Below are 17,439 nucleotides of genomic sequence, written 5' to 3' on the forward strand. Positions count from 1 at the left end.
TTGTCCTTGTTAAATCTATTCTTTGTCTATGCCAGAATCCGGGTGCCGATAGCCACGCCGTTGAATAAAGAGGGTAGCTGATCCGCGTGACGCCAGGAGGCGATATCAACCGGGCGTCCCAGGGTGCGGGCCGCATCCAGTGCCGCGTTTACTTTCACTATCATGCCGTCGGTAATAATGCCCTGCTGAATCAGCTGCTCGGCTTTGGCGGCGGTCATCTCGGCGATGCGCTGGCCTTTGCCGTCAAGAATGCCGCTTACATCAGACAGCAGGATCAGGTCTGCGCCCAACGTGGCCGCCAGTGCCGTCGCAGCCTGGTCGGCGTTAACGTTCATCAGCTCGCCTTCTGCGGTCACGCCGATAGAGCTAACAATCGGCAGGAAGCCGCCTTCCAGCAGCGTGTTGATAAGTTTTGGCGAACCCGCCTTAGCCAGCCCTACGTGCCCTAATGCTTCATCAAGCTGAGTCACCGTTACGCTATCGCCGTCACCCAGGCTAAGCCCAACACCGTTAATGCCGTGCTTCTTCGCCCACGCCAGCAGCGTCTTGTTGGCCGTACCGGCCAGAGCGCCGGTGATAATGTCTATCTGGTCAGCCGGGGTAACGCGCAGGCCGTTTTTCTTCTCTACAGGCAGCGCCAGCTTTTTCATCAGCTCGTCTACCAGGCAGCCACCGCCGTGGACGATAACCAGCGGGCGTTGATGCGCCTGACGGTAATTCACCAGCGCGGTAAACAGGCGCTCCAGCGCCTCTTCGCTATCCAGCAGAACGCCGCCTAATTTGATAATTAAAGGATTCATCATTTCACCCGACCGACGGTTAAATAAGAGACTGCGTTTCGGCGAAGCCAAAACGAATATTCAGGCACTGTACTGCCTGGGCCGCGGCACCTTTAAGGAGGTTATCCTCGGTTGCGACCACAATCAGATGCTCATCCTGCACGGCAAAGCCGATATCGCAGAACGGCAGGCCAACGACGTTTTTCAGCGCCGGAACGCCCTTTTCGTAAAGGCGTACCAGCGGTTTATCTCCGTAGGCTTGAGTAAAAGCATCGGCAATCTGCTGCTGGCTTACGCCGGGCTTCAGGCGGCAGGTAATCGTCACCAGAATGCCGCGCGGGAAGTTGCCCAGATGCGGAGTAAAGATAACCTGCGCCCCGAGATGAGCAGCAATTTCCGGCTGGTGCCGGTGATTAAAGATGCCGTACGGCTGCAGGCTAACTTCGCAGAAGCTGTTAGCTATTGCCGCTTTACGGCCCGCGCCGCTGACGCCGCTGGTCGCATTGATAACCGGCCACTGGCTCAACTCCAACAGGCCTGCATCGATAAGCGGTTTTAACGCCAGCTGTGACGCCGTTGGGTAGCAGCCCGGCACCGCAATCAGCTTGCTCTGCTTAATCTTTTCGTTTTCCCACTCGGCCAGGCCATATGCCGCCTGTTCCAGCAGCTCAGGATGCTGATGAGTGAAACCGTAATAGCGCTGATAAAACTCGGCGTCGTTAACACGAAACGCGCCGGAGAGGTCGATAACCACGCAGCCCGCCGCGAGGAACTGCGGCGCCAGGTCGTGGCTGACTTCGTGAGCGGTGGCGAGAAACACCACGTCCACCCCTTTGCTAAACTCGCTGATGTCGGACATCGGCTGCAGCGGCAAATCAACGATGCCCTTTAATTGCGGGTGCAAATCAGATAACAATTTTCCTGCATCTGCACTTTGCGCTGAAACCGTCAAAGCGGTTATGTTCATATCAGGATGGCGATTCAAGTAGCTCACAAGCTCTGCGCCTGCATAACCGCTGGCACCCACAATCAGCGTATTCAACATCGGGGTCGTTCACCTTGTCTGGTCGGTCAATTCAGGGTGCAGCCAGAAGCTTTCACCCACGTCCGCAAGCGTGGTTTTATTCACCGGAACGCTTAACTGTTCCTTTACGCTCAACGTTACTGTATTTTTATTCATAATTACTGCATGAATATTGATACTATCCTAACCTAAGGCCTGTCAACAGTGAAGATGAAATTACCGCCTTTTATCGAGATCTACCGCGCTCTGATCGCGACTCCCTCCATCAGCGCCACCGATAGCGCGCTGGATCAGAGCAATGAGTCTTTAATCAATTTACTGGCAGGTTGGTTCCGCGACCTCGGTTTTAGCGTCGAAATCCAGCCCGTTCCCGGCACGCGCAATAAATTTAATATGCTGGCGAGTACCGGCCAGGGCGCCGGTGGCCTGCTGCTGGCGGGGCATACGGATACCGTTCCGTTTGATGACGGCCGCTGGACGCGCGACCCGTTTAGCCTGACCGAACACGACAATAAGCTTTACGGTCTGGGCACCGCGGACATGAAGGGCTTCTTCGCCTTTATTCTGGATGCGCTGCGCGACGTGGATGTGACAACCCTGAAAAAGCCGCTCTACGTGCTGGCAACCGCCGATGAAGAAACCACCATGGCGGGCGCACGCTACTTCTCTGAAACCACCGCCCTGCGCCCGGACTGCGCAATTATTGGCGAGCCAACCTCCTTGCAGCCGGTTCGCGCGCACAAAGGCCATATATCTAATGCCATCCGCATTCTTGGCCAGTCCGGCCACTCCAGCGACCCGGCTCGCGGTGTAAACGCCATCGAACTGATGCATGACGCCATTGGCCACATCCTGACGCTGAGAAATACGCTCAAGGATCGCTATCACCACGATGCGTTCACCGTGCCATATCCGACCCTCAACCTCGGCCATATCAGCGGCGGAGACGCGGCCAACCGTATTTGTGCCTGCTGTGACCTGCATATGGACATTCGCCCGCTGCCGGGAATGACATTAAACGACCTTAACGGTCTGCTGAGCGAAGCATTAGAGCCGGTAAGCCAGCGCTGGCCGGGCCGCCTGACGATTTCCGAACTGCATCCGCCGATCCCCGGCTACGAATGCCCTCAGGATCATCATTTAGTTCAGGTCGTCGAAAAACTGCTGGGCGCGCAGACCGAAGTGGTGAATTACTGCACCGAAGCGCCGTTTATCCAGACCGTCTGCCCGACGCTTGTCCTCGGCCCCGGCTCCATCAACCAGGCGCATCAGCCGGATGAATACATCGAAACACGCTTTATTGAGCCGACCAGAAAATTAATTACCCAGGTGGTTCATCATTTTTGCTGGCATTGATAAATAGCGGGAAAGGGGGTTTTTACCCCCTTTTTATCTGGTTTTACCGCTATTCTTATAAGAAATGCTTATGAGCGAAGTTGGTAATTAAATTTCATAAATTCGCGTCATTTCTTCGTTTGCTGAAACGATTTCGTAGCAATTGACGAATGGGTAGCGACGTGGCTTTATAAAAGGCGGTGTTGAACCTTCACGGGTGAAATTAAGTTACATATTAGATTGGGCTGGAGTCATATGAACGAACGCTATTCTGCTTTGCGAAGTAATGTCAGCATGCTCGGTAAACTGCTCGGAGATACTATCAAAGATGCGCTGGGAGAGAATATTCTCGACCGCGTTGAAACTATCCGTAAGTTATCCAAGTCCTCCCGCGCCGGTAATGAAGCGAATCGTCAGGAGCTGCTGAGCACGCTGCAGAACCTCTCAAATGATGAACTGCTGCCCGTCGCCCGCGCCTTTAGCCAGTTTCTTAATCTCGCCAACACCGCAGAGCAATACCACAGCATCTCCGCGACGGGTGAAGCAGCAAGCAACCCGGAAGTTATCGCTAAGACGCTGCAAAAATTAAAGAACCAGCCCGATATCAGCGAAGCCGACATCCGCGAAGCCGTTGAGTCTCTCTCTCTTGAGCTGGTTCTGACAGCCCACCCGACGGAAATTACCCGCCGTACCCTGATTCACAAGCTGGTTGAGGTTAATAGCTGTCTCAAGCAGCTCGACCACAGCGACCTCGCGGACTACGAACGCAACCAAATCATGCGCCGCCTGCGCCAGCTGGTTGCCCAGGCCTGGCATACCGATGAGATTCGTAAGCATCGCCCTTCACCGGTGGACGAAGCCAAATGGGGCTTTGCGGTGGTGGAAAATAGCCTCTGGGAAGGGGTGCCAAACTACCTGCGCGAGCTAAACGAACAGCTCGAAGAGAACCTGAACTACAAGCTGCCGGTGGATTTCGTACCGGTGCGCTTCACATCCTGGATGGGCGGTGACCGCGACGGCAACCCGAACGTCACCTCAGAAATCACGCGCCATGTGCTGCTGCTTAGCCGCTGGAAAGCAACCGATCTGTTCCTGCGTGATATCGCCGTACTGGTTTCCGAACTTTCGATGGTGGAATGCACCGACGAACTGAGCGAGCTGGCAGGGCCGGACGCCGGGCAGGAACCTTACCGCCACATCATGAAAGGCCTGCGTCAGCAGCTGCTGGCCACCCAGGCCTGGCTCGAAGCGCGCCTGAAAGGCCAGCGCCTGCCGAAGCCGGAAGGTTTGCTGATCCAGAACGAGCAGCTGTGGGACCCGCTCTACGCCTGCTACCAATCCCTGCAGGCCTGCGGCATGGGCATTATCGCCAACGGCCAACTGCTGGATACGCTGCGCCGCGTGAAATGCTTCGGCGTGCCGCTGGTGCGTATTGATATCCGCCAGGAAAGCACCCGCCACAGCGAGGCGCTGGGTGAAATGACCCGCTATCTCGGCATTGGCGACTACGAAAGCTGGTCTGAAGCCGATAAACAAGCATTCCTGATCCGCGAACTGAACTCCAAGCGCCCGCTTCTGCCGCGCCAGTGGGAACCAAGCGAAGACACCCGTGAAGTGCTGGACACCTGTAAAGTGGTGGCTGAAGCCCCTCGCGGCTCCATCGCAGCGTATGTGATTTCAATGGCCAAAACGCCGTCCGACGTGCTGGCCGTTCACCTTCTGTTGAAAGAAGCTGGCTGTACCTTCGCCCTGCCGGTTGCCCCGCTGTTTGAAACCCTCGACGACCTGAACAACGCCGACGATGTAATGACCCAGTTGCTGAACATCGACTGGTATCGCGGCTTTATCCAGGGCAAACAGATGGTCATGATTGGCTATTCTGACTCGGCAAAAGACGCGGGCGTAATGGCCGCATCCTGGGCGCAGTACGAAGCGCAGGATGCCCTGATTAAAACCTGCGAGAAGGCCGGCATTGCCCTGACGCTGTTCCACGGTCGTGGCGGCTCCATCGGCCGTGGCGGCGCTCCGGCTCATGCCGCGCTGCTTTCCCAGCCGCCGGGAAGCCTGAAAGGCGGCCTGCGTGTAACCGAACAAGGCGAGATGATCCGCTTTAAATACGGCCTGCCGGAAATCACCATCAGCAGCCTGTCGCTGTATACCAGCGCAATACTTGAAGCGAACCTGCTGCCGCCGCCGGAGCCGAAGAAAGAGTGGATCCATATTATGGAGTCGCTCTCAGCAACGTCGTGCGAAATGTATCGCGGCTATATCCGCGAAAACAAAGACTTCGTTCCATACTTCCGCTCCGCTACGCCGGAGCTGGAATTAGGTAAGCTCCCGCTGGGTTCACGCCCGGCCAAACGCCGTCCAAACGGCGGCGTAGAATCACTGCGTGCGATCCCGTGGATCTTCGCCTGGACGCAAAACCGCCTGATGCTTCCGGCCTGGCTGGGCGCGGGCGCCGCGCTGCAAAAAGTCGTGGAAGATGGTAAGCAGGATGAGCTTGAAGCCATGTGCCGCGACTGGCCGTTCTTCTCCACTCGCCTGGGCATGCTGGAAATGGTCTTCGCAAAAGCCGACCTGTGGCTGGCGGAATATTACGATCAGCGTCTGGTGAAGCCAGAACTGTGGGCCCTGGGCAAACAGCTTCGCGACCAGCTGGAAGCCGATATCAAAGTGGTGCTGGATATCGCCAACGACTCGCATCTGATGGCCGATTTACCGTGGATTGCCGAGTCGATTACCCTGCGTAATATCTACACCGACCCGCTTAACGTTCTGCAAGCCGAGCTGTTGCATCGTTCGCGCCAGTCCGAAGAGAAAGGTGAAGAACCGGATGCGCGCGTTGAGCAGGCGCTGATGGTGACCATCGCTGGCGTAGCCGCCGGGATGCGTAATACCGGTTAATTGTTTTTGCGCCACACCCAAACCCCGCTTCGGCGGGGTTTTTTATTGCAGGCTAATTAAAAGGCTCATCATTATTTCATTTACCTTAACTTCTTATTCTTCTTAAATAAAACGGCAATAAACACTCAAAAATATCGCCACCGTAAATCGCAGTGGAACGAGCCTTAAATTCCGCTGTCATTGTTCCGACACATTTTCTATATTGTGCGCAAAAGTCACCCATTCATGGGTGGCTTTTTTCGTGATTACAAGCCACCGTAGCGTCCATAACTAAGGCTTACTTAAGGTTTTCTCATTACGGTTAATGATTATTTTATAGCACAGGCAAGAGTATGCACTTCACACAGAATCATTCTGAACGAAAGTTCAGTTTAAAAGCCCTTGGATGGGTTTTGCTCTATTTTTGGTACTTCTCTTCGGTTCTTCAGGTTGCCATTTTAGCCACGGGATACAGCGGTACGACCGGCTTACGTGATTCCCTGCTGTTCAGCTCCCTGTGGTTTATTCCTGTATTTCTTTTCCCACAGCGCACCAAGATTATTGCCGCCGTTATCGGTGTCGTCTTATGGGCGGCCTCAATTGCCGCGCTGGGCTACTATGTGGTTTACGGGCAGGAGTTTTCGCAAAGCGTTCTGTTTGTAATGTTTGAAACCAACGCCAATGAAGCCAGCGAATACCTCAGCCAGTATTTCAGCCTGAAATTGCTGCTCATCACGCTTGCCTACACCCTGGTGGCGATACTGCTGTGGACTCGCCTGCGCCCGGTCTATATTCCAAACCCATGGCGCTGGCTGGTTTCCTTCGCGATCCTGTTCGGCCTGATCCTCAACCCGGTCGGCAAAGAGTGGCTTATCAAAAAGAGCAGCCTGGCCGATGCTTTCTCCAGCATCTCCTACCGTCTGGAGCCTGCGGCACCGTGGCAGTTCATCGTGGCTTATACCGAATATCGCCAGCAACTGGACAGCCTGAACAGCCTGCTCAGCACCAACAATGCGCTGCCGCCGCTGGCAAACATGAAAGACGCTTCCGGCAACGAGCCGCGCACGCTGGTTCTGGTCATTGGCGAGTCCACGCAGCGCGGCCGTATGAGCCTGTACGGCTATCATCGCCAGACCACGCCTGAGCTGGATGAGTTACATAAAACCGACCCGCAGATGACCGTCTTCAATGACGTAGTGACTTCGCGTCCTTACACCATTGAAATTCTTCAGCAGGCGCTGACGTTCGCGGACGAAAAAAATCCGGACCTCTACCTGACCAAACCGTCGCTAATGAACATGATGAAGCAGGCCGGGTATAAAACCTTCTGGATAACCAACCAGCAGACGATGACCGAGCGCAACACCATGCTGGCGGTGTTCTCAAAGCAGACCGACAAGCAATATTACATGAACCAGCAGCGCACCCAGAGCGCACGCGAATATGACACCAACGTGCTGGCACCGTTTAAAGAAGTATTAGCCGACCCGGCGCCGAAGAAATTCATCGTCGTGCATTTGCTGGGAACCCATATCCGCTACGATTTCCGCTACCCGGAAAACTGGAACAAATTTGACGGCAAAACCGACGATTTACCGGCAGGGTTAAGCAAAGATCAGCAGGAAGCGTATAACAGCTACGACAACGCCAATCTGTTTAATGACCATGTGGTTGCTACCCTGATAAAAGACTTTAAGGCCAGCGATCCTAACGGCTTTATGCTCTATTTCTCCGACCACGGGGAAGAGGTTTACGACACCACGCCTCACCAGACCCAGGGGCGTAATGAAAGCAACCCAACGCGCCATATGTACACCGTGCCGTTTATCGTCTGGACATCGCCGACCTGGCAGCAGACGCATCCGCGCGATTTCTCCGCTGACGTGAACCGCAAATACAGCAGCTCACAGCTTATTCATACCTGGTCTGATTTGGCTGGCTTAACCTACGACGGCTATGATGAGACTCGCTCAATAACCAGCCCGCAGTTTGTTGAAGCAACCCGCTGGATTGGCAACCCGTATGAAAAGGGTGCGTTGAAAGATTACGACACGCTGCCTTACGGCAATGAGGTTGGCAATCAGTAATGATTTCGCCGATATAAACACAAAGCCCCGCTAATTAGCGGGGCTTTTTATTTTGGAACTGCACTCAAAGCGCGGGGCGAACGCCGAGCGTGTGGCAAATAGCGTAACTCATTTCCGCGCGGTTCAGGGTGTAGAAGTGGAAGTCCTTCACGCCCTCGCGGCTCAGGATCTTCACCATATCCATTGCGATATTCGCGCCGACCAGCTGGCGAGTTTCCGCGTCATTATCCAGCCCTTCAAACATCTGCGCCATCCACGCCGGAATTCTCACGTTAGTCATGTCGGCAAATTTCTTCGCCTGCCTGAAGTTAGACACCGGCAGGATGCCAGGAATAATTTCGACGTCAATCCCGGCAGCCACGCTGCGGTCGCGAAAACGCAGGTAGCTTTCAACATCAAAGAAGAACTGGGTAATCGCCCGGTTAGCACCGGCTTCGATTTTGCGCTTCAGATTCAACAAGTCTGACTGGGCGCTTTTGGCTTCCGGGTGCACTTCAGGATAGGCGGCAACGGAGATATCAAAGTCGCCCACGTCCTTCAGCAAGGCCACAAGATCGGTGGCATAGAGCTCCGGTTTGCCGCTGCCGGGGGGCAGGTCGCCGCGCAGGGCAACAATATGGCGAATGCCGTTGTCCCAGTAGTCCTTCGCAATGGTTTGCAGCTCATCGCGAGTAGCATCCACGCAGGTCAGATGCGGTGCCGCTTCCAGGCCGGTACGTTCTTTAATGCCTTTAATGATGCTGTGGGTGCGGTCTCGCTCGCCGGAGTTCGCGCCGTAGGTAACGGAAACAAATTTGGGCTTCAGGCTGCTAAGACGGTCAATTGAGCGCCACAGAGTCTGCTCCATTTCACTGGTACGCGGCGGGAAAAACTCAAAAGAAACGTTAATCTGCCCGGCCACTTCGGCCAGACTCTGGTTCAGCGCTTCCCGCTGGTTGGCGTGAAAAAAGCTCATACCCTTACCTCTTCAATCGCATCGTTATCGTGTGTTTTTATGCCTACTGCCACCCAGACGTTTAGACGTCCAGATAGAAAGATGACCGAAAAGAACAAAGGCGTCAACAGAAATATCATTACTGGGAGTGGAGGAATTCTCACTCAAGATGAATTTTTTTCAGGACGGGGAGAAGGTGTGAAGCGAAAATGGAGGATAACTGGCCCTCTCCCGGAAGAAGAGGGCCAAAATAGCTACAGCAGTTGCGCCAGTCGGTTTAAATCAGACTGAATAGCGCCTGCCGTCACATCACGGCCTGCGCCAGGCCCGCGGATAACCAGCGGATTATCGCGATACCAGCGGCTTTCGATGGCGAATACGTTATCGCACGGCAGCAGAGCGGCCAAAGGATGCTCAGGGCGCACAGCCTCAACGCCAACGCGCGCTTTGCCGTTCGCATCGAACCGCGCCACATAGCGGAGCACCAGCCCCATTTCCTGAGCCGCTTCCAGGCGCTGCACCATCTGGTCGTTCAGCTCGTCGCCGTTTTCAAAGAAATGATCGATGGAGCCACCTTCACAACCCGCAGGCACTAAAGACTCCACGCGCACCTGATCCGGCTCAATGTCGTAACCCGCTTCACGGGCAAGGATCACCAGCTTACGCATCACATCTTTACCGGACAGATCAACTCGCGGATCCGGCTCGGTCAGCCCCTGCTGCCAAGCCTGATCCACCAGCTCGGTAAACGGAACCGTGCCATCGAATTGCAGGAACAGCCAGGAGAGCGTGCCGGAGAAAATACCGCTGATGGCAAGAATCGCGTCACCGCTGTCGCGCAGGTCACGCACCGTGTGGTTAACCGGCAGGCCTGCACCTACCGTCGCGTTGTACAGCCAGTGACGCCCCGTTTTCTCAAACGCATCACGAATCTGGCGATACTTATGGCCATTCCCTGCCCCGGCCAGCTTATTGGCGCTGATCACATGGAAACCGTGGCTGGCGAAATCAAGATACTGATCCGCAAGCTGCTCGCTGGCGGTCACGTCCAGCACCACTAAATCGTCATAAGGGTGGGCGCGCATCCACAGGAACAGTGATTCTTCATCCTGCTCAACGGCCTCGTCGTTAAAGAACGCCAGCGCGCGGCTGGCATCCAGCCCTTCATAATTCAGCAGGCTGCGGCTGCTGTCCACGACCCCGGCCAGCACAAATTCAAAGCCGGTCCTCGCGGAGAGGATTTCCTGCTCGCGGGCAAACAGCTCAAGCCAGCGGGAGCCGATGTTACCTTTTCCGAACAGCATCAGGCCAATGCGCTTCTCGGCGCGGAACAGCGACTTGTGCAGCCCCTGAATCAGGCTTTCGGTCGGGCCAACCCGCAGCACCGCAACCAGGCTGATGCCGTCTTCGGACTGCCAGATAAACTCCACCGGATGATCTTTTAACTGCTGCCAGAAACGGTGGCTGTGCAGCGGATTGCGGCAAACACCTGCCCCGACCATCGCTACCAGCGCCAGCCCTTCCCGCAGACGCAGTTCGCCCTGTAAAGCCGCATCCTGCAGAATGTGCAGCGCACTTCCGGCTACTTCCGAGGTATAGCAAAGCTGGAGCAGGTTACGGTCAGGATGCACGCCAATAGAGAGCGGCCGCACCTGAGCGCGTTTTAGAATCAGATCCAGCTCTTTTTGCGCCAGCTTGAAATCCTGATGCGACGGTACCTGGTACTCAATCAGGCAAACGTCGTCGTGGCTGGTAACAATACGTGCGCCGGTACCGGAAGCGAGTACACGCTCAATGCGTGTGGAACCCTGTTCCGGGGAATAACTGCAGCGCAATTGAAGATCGATATCGCTGCCGGAGACCGGCTGCAAAGTACGGGCATGCAGCACCGGAGCGGCAAGGCGAGCCAGCTCGCTGGCTTCGTCAAGGCGCAGCAGCGGCAGCAGGCAGGCATCTTTCACTTTGCGCGGATCCGCGCTGTAAACGCCGGCTACGTCGCTCCAGATGGTCACGCGGGAAACCCCGGCCAGCGCGCCAATTTGCGTGGCGGAATAGTCGGAGCCGTTACGGCCCAACAGCACGGTTTCACCGGCTTCGTTGCTACAGATAAAGCCGGTAACCACCAGGCGTTTATTCGGATGCTGGGCAAGCAGGTTTTGCAGCAGCGGCCAGGAGCGCCCTTCATCGACCTGCGGCTGCGCAGCACGCTCGGCACGCATAAAATCGCGCGCATCCAGCCATGCGGCTTCTACGCCTTGTAAATTCAACACCGCCGACATCAGGCGTGCAGACCAGACTTCGCCGTGCCCAACCACTTCGGCGTAGACCGCATCGGTCATTTTGCCATCCAGCAGGCCAGCGAGGCGCTCCAGATCGTGGACAAAATCGCTAATCAGGCCGTCGGCAATATCCGGCGGCAGCAGTCCGCCGATAAGGTCGCTCTGATAGCGACGCAGCGTCTGCTGAACCTGATGGGCGGAAAGCCTGTCGCTCTGGCTCAATTTGAGCCAGTTAATCAACTGGTTAGTAGTACTACCGGCGGCCGAAACCACCATCATGTCACCCGGTCTGGAATACTCGGTCATGATACCCGCCACGCGCAGGTAACACTTCACATCGGCGAGACTGCTGCCACCAAACTTGTGCAGTTGACGAACCGGCGTCCCTGCTGGTGCTGAAACACTCATGCTTACCCCTCGGCAGCGACCCGGAAGGCATTTTCCAGATCGGCAATTAAATCTTCACTATCTTCTATACCCGTTGAAACACGTAGCAGCGTCTCAGAAATACCGGCGGCGGCACGCGCCTCCGGAGCCATGCCCGCATGGGTCATGGTTGCGGCGTGAGAAATCAGGCTCTCAACGCCCCCCAGCGATTCCGCCAGGGTAAACAGCGACAGGCCGCTCAGGAAACGACGTAGCGTTTGCTCATCGCCGTCCAGTTCAAAACTCAGCATCGCCCCAAAGCCTTTTTGCTGGCGAGCGGCAATCTCGTGGCCCTGGTTTTCCGGCAGGGAAGGATGATACAGCTTTTTCACCAGCGGCTGCTGCTTAAGGAACTCAACAATCGCCTGGGCGTTACGCTGGGCCACTTCCATACGCGGCGACAGGGTACGCAGGCCGCGCAGCAGCAAATAGCTGTCAAACGCGCTACCGGTTACGCCGATATTATTCGCCCACCATGCCAGTTCGGTGACGGTTTCAGGATCCTTCGCAATCACTACGCCAGCAACCACATCCGAGTGGCCGTTAAGGTATTTGGTGCAGGAATGCAGCACCAGGTCGGCACCCAGCTCCAGCGGATTTTGCAGCGCCGGACTCAGGAACGTGTTATCCACCACGCTAACCGCACCCGCTTCGCGAGCGGCGGCGCAGATTTTCGCAATATCTACGACGCGCAACAATGGATTACTTGGACTTTCTACCAGTACCAGCCTGGGTTTTTCCGCCAGCGCAGATTTTAAAGCTTCTTCGTTACCCTGATCGACGAATAAAACGCGATAAGCCCCACGTTTTGCAAGACTATCAAACAGGCGATAGCTGCCGCCATAGCAGTCATGAGGCGCTACCAGCAGATCGCCGGGCTTGAGGAACACCGTCGTCACCAGGTGAATCGCAGACATGCCGGTATTGGTCATTACCGCACCCGCGCCACCTTCCAGTTCCGCCAGCGCGCGCTGCACTACATCACGCGTCGGGTTGCCACGGCGCGAATAGTCATGGGCACGCGGCTCGTTGAAGCCGGTGAAGTTATAGGTGCTGGACAAATGGATAGGCGGAACGACGCAGCCGTACTGCTCGTCATCATTCAAACCGCTACGTACTGCTATAGTTGCCTGTTTACGCGTCATGGTGTTCCCGATCCTTGCTGGTCGAATAAAAGTCAGGCCTCAGAGTAAACAACCCCGATATAGACGTCAATACATCTGGACATCTAAACCTCTTTGCGTATAGATTGAGCAAAAGACAAATAGCCGTTAAAATTATGCGTTTTAGAGTGTATGTGTCTGAGTTTCGCGCTCGGTAAAGGGTTATCCTACGCTGTACACTAAAAGAGATAATCGTCAGCGCCGCGGTTATGCCCGGCTTTGGCACATTTTCATAGATTAAGAGGATTAGGTATCTCATGGCTGAATGGAGCGGCGAATATATCAGCCCCTACGCTGAGCACGGTAAGAAGAGTGAGCAAGTAAAGAAAATTACGGTTTCCATTCCTCTGAAAGTGTTGAAGATCCTCACCGACGAGCGCACTCGTCGCCAGGTGAATAACCTGCGTCATGCGACCAACAGTGAACTGCTGTGCGAAGCTTTTCTGCACGCATTCACCGGCCAGCCGCTGCCGAACGATGCTGACCTGCGTAAAGAACGCAGCGATGAGATCCCGGAAGATGCCAAGGTCATTATGCGTGAACTGGGTATCGATCCGGATACGTGGGAATATTAAGCTCGATGGTTAAGGCGCCGAAAGGCGCCTTTTCTTTATCCGTTTGCCGGATTGCGGGCACAAAAAAGGCACCCTTGGGTGCCTTTCTCTTTCCAGCTCGCGAAACTTATTTTTTCGCGCCTGGTACGCTGAAGCGCTTGTTGAAGCGATCAACACGGCCGCCGGTAGCAACATCACGTTGTTTACCAGTGTAGAACGGGTGGCATTCGCCACATACGTCCAGGTTCAGGTCGTGACCCGCGGTAGAGCGGATTTTGATAACGTTACCGCAAGAGCAGTTTGCAGTAATTTCTTCGTATTTAGGATGGATATCTTTTTTCATGGTAAACCTCGGTAAAGGCCGCGTCGCTCTTCCAGCCCTAACGCCAGACACCACGCGATGTTAATAATTAGGTTTTTTCGATACCAAAACTGCGCATCAAAGGCGGCGAATCATACAGAGATTAACCTGCCGGTGCAAACTGATCCGCATTTTTGCAAGCACACAGTGTACACTAATACGTCATTTTTTTCAGCCTGGACGCTTTCATGCCCGTAGCCCATGTCGCCCTGCCGGTTCCTCTGGCCCGCACCTTTGATTATCTGCTTCCCGCGGGCATGCAGGTCAATGTCGGCTGCCGCGTGCAGGTGCCATTTGGCAAGCAGCGCCAGGCTGTCGGCATAGTTATGGCCGTCAGCGATAACAGCGATCTTCCTCTTGAGAAGCTCAAGCCGGTCGCCGATGTACTCGACGGCGTTTCGCTGTTCACCCCTTCTCTGTGGCGCGTTCTGCTGTGGTCGGCGGAGTATTATCATCACCCGATTGGCGAAGTGCTGTTTCACGCTCTGCCGATATTGCTTCGCCAGGGCAAACCCGCGCACCACGCTCCGCTCTGGTATTGGTTTGCGACCGAAGAAGGAAAAGCAGTCGATCTCAATAGCCTGAAACGTGCGCCCAAACAGCAGCAGGCGCTGGCGGCGCTGCGTCACAATATCATCTGGCGGCATCAAATTGGCGAGCTGGAGATAAACGAACCCGGCCTGCAGGCGCTACGGACCAAAGGGCTGTGCGACCTGAAAAGTGCGGCCCCGGAAGAAGAGGACTGGCGTAAAAACTATTCCGTTGCCGGAGAGCGTTTAAGGCTGAATACCGAGCAGGCCACCGCCGTTGGAGCCATCCACAGCGAGTCCGACCATTTTTCCGCCTGGCTGCTGGCAGGTATCACCGGCTCGGGGAAAACCGAGGTTTACCTTAGCGTACTGGAGAACGTGCTGGCCCAGGGCAAGCAGGCGCTGGTTCTGGTTCCCGAAATTGGCCTGACGCCGCAAACTATTGCCCGCTTCCGCGAGCGTTTTAACGCCCCGGTTGAAGTGCTGCATTCCGGGCTAAATGACAGCGAAAGATTAAACGTCTGGCTGAAAGCACGCAGCGGCGAGACGGCAATCGTTATTGGTACGCGCTCTTCGCTGTTTACCCCTTTCTGCCGCCTCGGCGTTATCGTTATCGATGAAGAGCACGACAGCTCCTACAAGCAGCAGGAAGGCTGGCGCTATCACGCTCGCGATCTCGCCGTCTATCGCGCTCACGCAGAAGACATTCCCATCATCCTTGGTTCTGCTACCCCAGCGCTGGAAACGTTACATAACGTCGAGTTGGGGAAATATCGCCAGCTGCGGCTCACCAAACGAGCCGGGAACGCGCGGCCTGCACATCAGCAGGTGGTTGACCTGAAAGGCCAGCAGTTGAAATCAGGGCTGGCTCCGGCGCTGATCAAAAAGATAGGTGAGCACCTGGCCGCCGACAACCAGGTGATTCTGTTTCTTAACCGCCGGGGCTTTGCTCCTGCGCTGCTGTGCCATGAGTGCGGGTGGATAGCAGAATGCACGCGCTGCGATCACTATTACACGCTGCACCAGGGGCAGCGGCATCTGCGCTGCCACCACTGCGATAGCCAGCGGGCCATTCCGCACCAGTGCCCTCAGTGCGGTTCAACAAACCTGGTCCCCGTGGGGATGGGTACGGAACAGCTTGAGCATAGCCTTGAGCCGCTGTTCCCGAACGTACCGATCTCCCGTATCGATCGCGATACCACCAGCCGCAAAGGGGCGCTCGAGCAGCAGCTTGCAGAAGTGCATCGCGGCGGGGCGCGTATCTTAATCGGCACCCAGATGCTGGCCAAGGGGCACCACTTCCCTGACGTCACGCTGGTTGCGTTGCTGGACGTAGACGGAGCGCTGTTTTCGGCTGACTTCCGCGCCGCCGAGCGTTTTGCTCAGCTTTACGTTCAGGTTTCCGGCCGCGCCGGGCGTGCGGGAAAACAGGGTGAGGTGCTGCTGCAAACGCATCACCCCGACCACCCTCTGCTACAAACGCTGCTCACAAAAGGTTATGACGCTTTCTCCAGCCAGGCGCTCGGCGAACGTAAGACGGTGTTCTTACCGCCGTACACCAGCCATGTGCTCATCCGCGCTGAGGATCAGAATAACCAGCAGGCACCGCTGTTTTTACAGCAGCTTCGCAACCTGCTGGAAGCCAGCCCGCTGCGGGATGAACAGCTCTGGATTATGGGACCCGTTCCGTCGTTGCAGGCTAAACGCGGCGGCCGTTTCCGCTGGCAAATTTTGCTCCAGCATCCTTCCCGAGCGCGCCTGCAAAAGCTGGTTAGCCACTCGCTGGCTTTGGTTAATACGCTGCCCGAGGCGCGCAAGGTGAAATGGATGCTGGATGTCGACCCTATCGACGGCTAGTTATGAGAAGCGGATCGAAAAATCTAATGCTCATCACATTTCTTGTGAAAAAATTGTAACCGCTTACAGCCAACTTCTGCTAAGAATGTGATGACTGTCAGATACACAGGATGCGTTGACGACGGCGGTGTGCATGTGAGGAGAAGAAGTGAAGCCGAAGAAACAGGTGGCCAATGCCACCATGAAAGATGTGGCCGTGCAGGCGAAAGTGTCTACTGCGACGGTGTCCCGCGCCTTAATGAACCCTGATAAAGTCTCTCAAAGCACCCGTAACCGCGTGGAGCAGGCGGCGATTGAAGTGGGCTATTTGCCCAGCTCTTTAGGCCGCAGTATCAAACGCAGTGAGTCGCGCACTATCCTCGTCATCGTGCCTGATATCTGCGATCCGTTTTTTAGCGAAATCATACGCGGCATTGAAGTGACCGCCGCTTCGCAGGGTTATCTGGTGCTGATTGGCGACTGCGCCCACCAGAATCAGCAAGAAAAAACCTTTATCGACCTGATTATCACCAAACAGATTGATGGCATGCTGCTGCTCGGATCCCGCCTGCCGTTTGATGCCAGCAAGGAAGAGCAGCGCAACCTGCCGCCGATGGTAATGGCGAACGAATTTGCCCCGGAGCTGGAATTACCGACGGTGCATATCGACAACCTCACCGCAGCCTTCAACGCCGTTTATTACCTCCAGGAGCTGGGCCACAAACGCATCGCCTGCATTGCCGGTCCGGAAGAGATGCCGCTGTGCCACTATCGCCTACAGGGCTATGTCCAGGCGCTGCGCCGCAACGGGCTTGTGGTCGATCCTCACTATATTGCGCGCGGCGACTTCACCTTTGAAGCGGGCGCCGCGGCACTGGCGCAGCTAATTGAACTCCCGGAACCGCCGACCGCCATTTTCTGCCACAGCGACGTCATGGCGCTGGGCGCGCTTTCTCAGGCTAAGCGTAGCGGCCTGAAAGTACCGGAAGATTTATCGATCATGGGCTTCGACGATATCGCGCTATCGCAGTTTTGTGACCCGCCCCTCACCACAGTGGCACAACCCCGCTTCGATATAGGCAGGGAAGCTATGCTGCTACTGCTGGACAACATGAACGGCGAAGATGTTAACAGCGGATCCCGGCTGCTGGACTGTGACCTTATTGAGCGCGGCAGCACCGCTGCTCCCGGCAGCAGAAAATGAGCCGTTTTAGGACTCCATAAACTGGTCAAAGCCCCGCCCCT

At 55.7% G+C, this 17,439-nt stretch carries 13 protein-coding genes; 6 read left to right on the forward strand and 7 right to left on the reverse strand.

The genetic code is table 11. The features are described from left to right. Positions 1 to 26 precede the first annotated feature (26 nt). Genes argB through FOC35_RS22880 form a run of 3 tightly spaced genes read right to left on the reverse strand, consistent with a single transcriptional unit; the run spans position 27 to position 1,959 of the window. Entirely contained in the window at positions 27 to 803 is a 777-nt protein-coding gene (gene argB / locus FOC35_RS08260) for an acetylglutamate kinase (RefSeq protein ID WP_172568645.1), read from the reverse strand. 16 nt (positions 804 to 819) lie between these two features. Continuing rightward, positions 820 to 1,824 carry an N-acetyl-gamma-glutamyl-phosphate reductase gene (gene argC / locus FOC35_RS08265; RefSeq protein WP_172568646.1) on the reverse strand — a complete coding sequence of 335 codons (1,005 nt, stop codon included), beginning with the start codon at positions 1,822 to 1,824 and terminating at the stop codon, positions 820 to 822. Positions 1,825 to 1,833: 9 nt separating this feature from the next. Then, positions 1,834 to 1,959 carry a hypothetical protein gene (locus FOC35_RS22880; protein ID WP_256380167.1) on the reverse strand — a complete coding sequence of 42 codons (126 nt, stop codon included), beginning with the start codon at positions 1,957 to 1,959 and terminating at the stop codon, positions 1,834 to 1,836. Between the two features lie 48 nt (positions 1,960 to 2,007). Here FOC35_RS22880 and argE point away from each other — a divergent pair, with 48 nt between their 5' ends. The 3 genes from argE to FOC35_RS08280 all read left to right on the forward strand — a co-directional run bounded on the left by argE (position 2,008) and on the right by FOC35_RS08280 (position 8,111). Next, positions 2,008 to 3,159: an acetylornithine deacetylase gene (gene argE, locus FOC35_RS08270; RefSeq protein ID WP_039899019.1), complete on the forward strand. Its 1,152-nt coding sequence runs from the start codon at positions 2,008 to 2,010 to the stop codon at positions 3,157 to 3,159. A 234-nt stretch (positions 3,160 to 3,393) separates the two neighbouring features. Continuing rightward, complete coding sequence (gene ppc, locus FOC35_RS08275; RefSeq protein WP_172568647.1) at positions 3,394 to 6,045, forward strand: phosphoenolpyruvate carboxylase; 2,652 nt, start codon at positions 3,394 to 3,396, stop codon at positions 6,043 to 6,045. Between the two features lie 332 nt (positions 6,046 to 6,377). Then, complete coding sequence (locus FOC35_RS08280; RefSeq protein WP_172568648.1) at positions 6,378 to 8,111, forward strand: phosphoethanolamine transferase CptA; 1,734 nt, start codon at positions 6,378 to 6,380, stop codon at positions 8,109 to 8,111. A 64-nt stretch (positions 8,112 to 8,175) separates the two neighbouring features. On the opposite strand, the gene metF is transcribed toward FOC35_RS08280, so the two are convergent. From metF to metB, 3 genes are all read right to left on the reverse strand, one after another. Further along, entirely contained in the window at positions 8,176 to 9,066 is an 891-nt protein-coding gene (gene metF, locus FOC35_RS08285) for a methylenetetrahydrofolate reductase (RefSeq protein WP_016538937.1), read from the reverse strand. A gap of 233 nt (positions 9,067 to 9,299) precedes the next feature. Next, positions 9,300 to 11,732: a bifunctional aspartate kinase/homoserine dehydrogenase II gene (locus FOC35_RS08290; protein WP_016538936.1), complete on the reverse strand. Its 2,433-nt coding sequence runs from the start codon at positions 11,730 to 11,732 to the stop codon at positions 9,300 to 9,302. Between the two features lie 2 nt (positions 11,733 to 11,734). After that, the gene (metB, locus tag FOC35_RS08295) at positions 11,735 to 12,895 is read right to left on the reverse strand and encodes a cystathionine gamma-synthase (protein WP_172568649.1); all 1,161 of its coding nucleotides are present in this window, start codon (positions 12,893 to 12,895) and stop codon (positions 11,735 to 11,737) included. A 275-nt stretch (positions 12,896 to 13,170) separates the two neighbouring features. Between metB and metJ the strand changes: the two genes are divergently transcribed. Next, a complete protein-coding gene (gene metJ, locus FOC35_RS08300) occupies positions 13,171 to 13,488 on the forward strand; it encodes a met regulon transcriptional regulator MetJ (protein ID WP_008457553.1) in 318 nt (105 codons plus the stop codon). Between the two features lie 106 nt (positions 13,489 to 13,594). On the opposite strand, the gene rpmE is transcribed toward metJ, so the two are convergent. Then, a complete protein-coding gene (rpmE, locus tag FOC35_RS08305; protein ID WP_016538934.1) occupies positions 13,595 to 13,810 on the reverse strand; it encodes a 50S ribosomal protein L31 in 216 nt (71 codons plus the stop codon). Between the two features lie 206 nt (positions 13,811 to 14,016). Here rpmE and priA point away from each other — a divergent pair, with 206 nt between their 5' ends. Further along, the gene (priA, locus tag FOC35_RS08310) at positions 14,017 to 16,215 is read left to right on the forward strand and encodes a primosomal protein N' (protein ID WP_172568650.1); all 2,199 of its coding nucleotides are present in this window, start codon (positions 14,017 to 14,019) and stop codon (positions 16,213 to 16,215) included. 148 nt (positions 16,216 to 16,363) lie between these two features. Beyond that, the gene (gene cytR, locus FOC35_RS08315) at positions 16,364 to 17,398 is read left to right on the forward strand and encodes a DNA-binding transcriptional regulator CytR (protein ID WP_016538931.1); all 1,035 of its coding nucleotides are present in this window, start codon (positions 16,364 to 16,366) and stop codon (positions 17,396 to 17,398) included. Positions 17,399 to 17,439: the final 41 nt, after the last annotated feature.

The sequence above is a fragment of the Cedecea sp. FDAARGOS_727 genome (genome assembly GCF_012273235.1).
Taxonomy (GTDB): Bacteria; Pseudomonadota; Gammaproteobacteria; order Enterobacterales; family Enterobacteriaceae; genus Cedecea; species Cedecea davisae.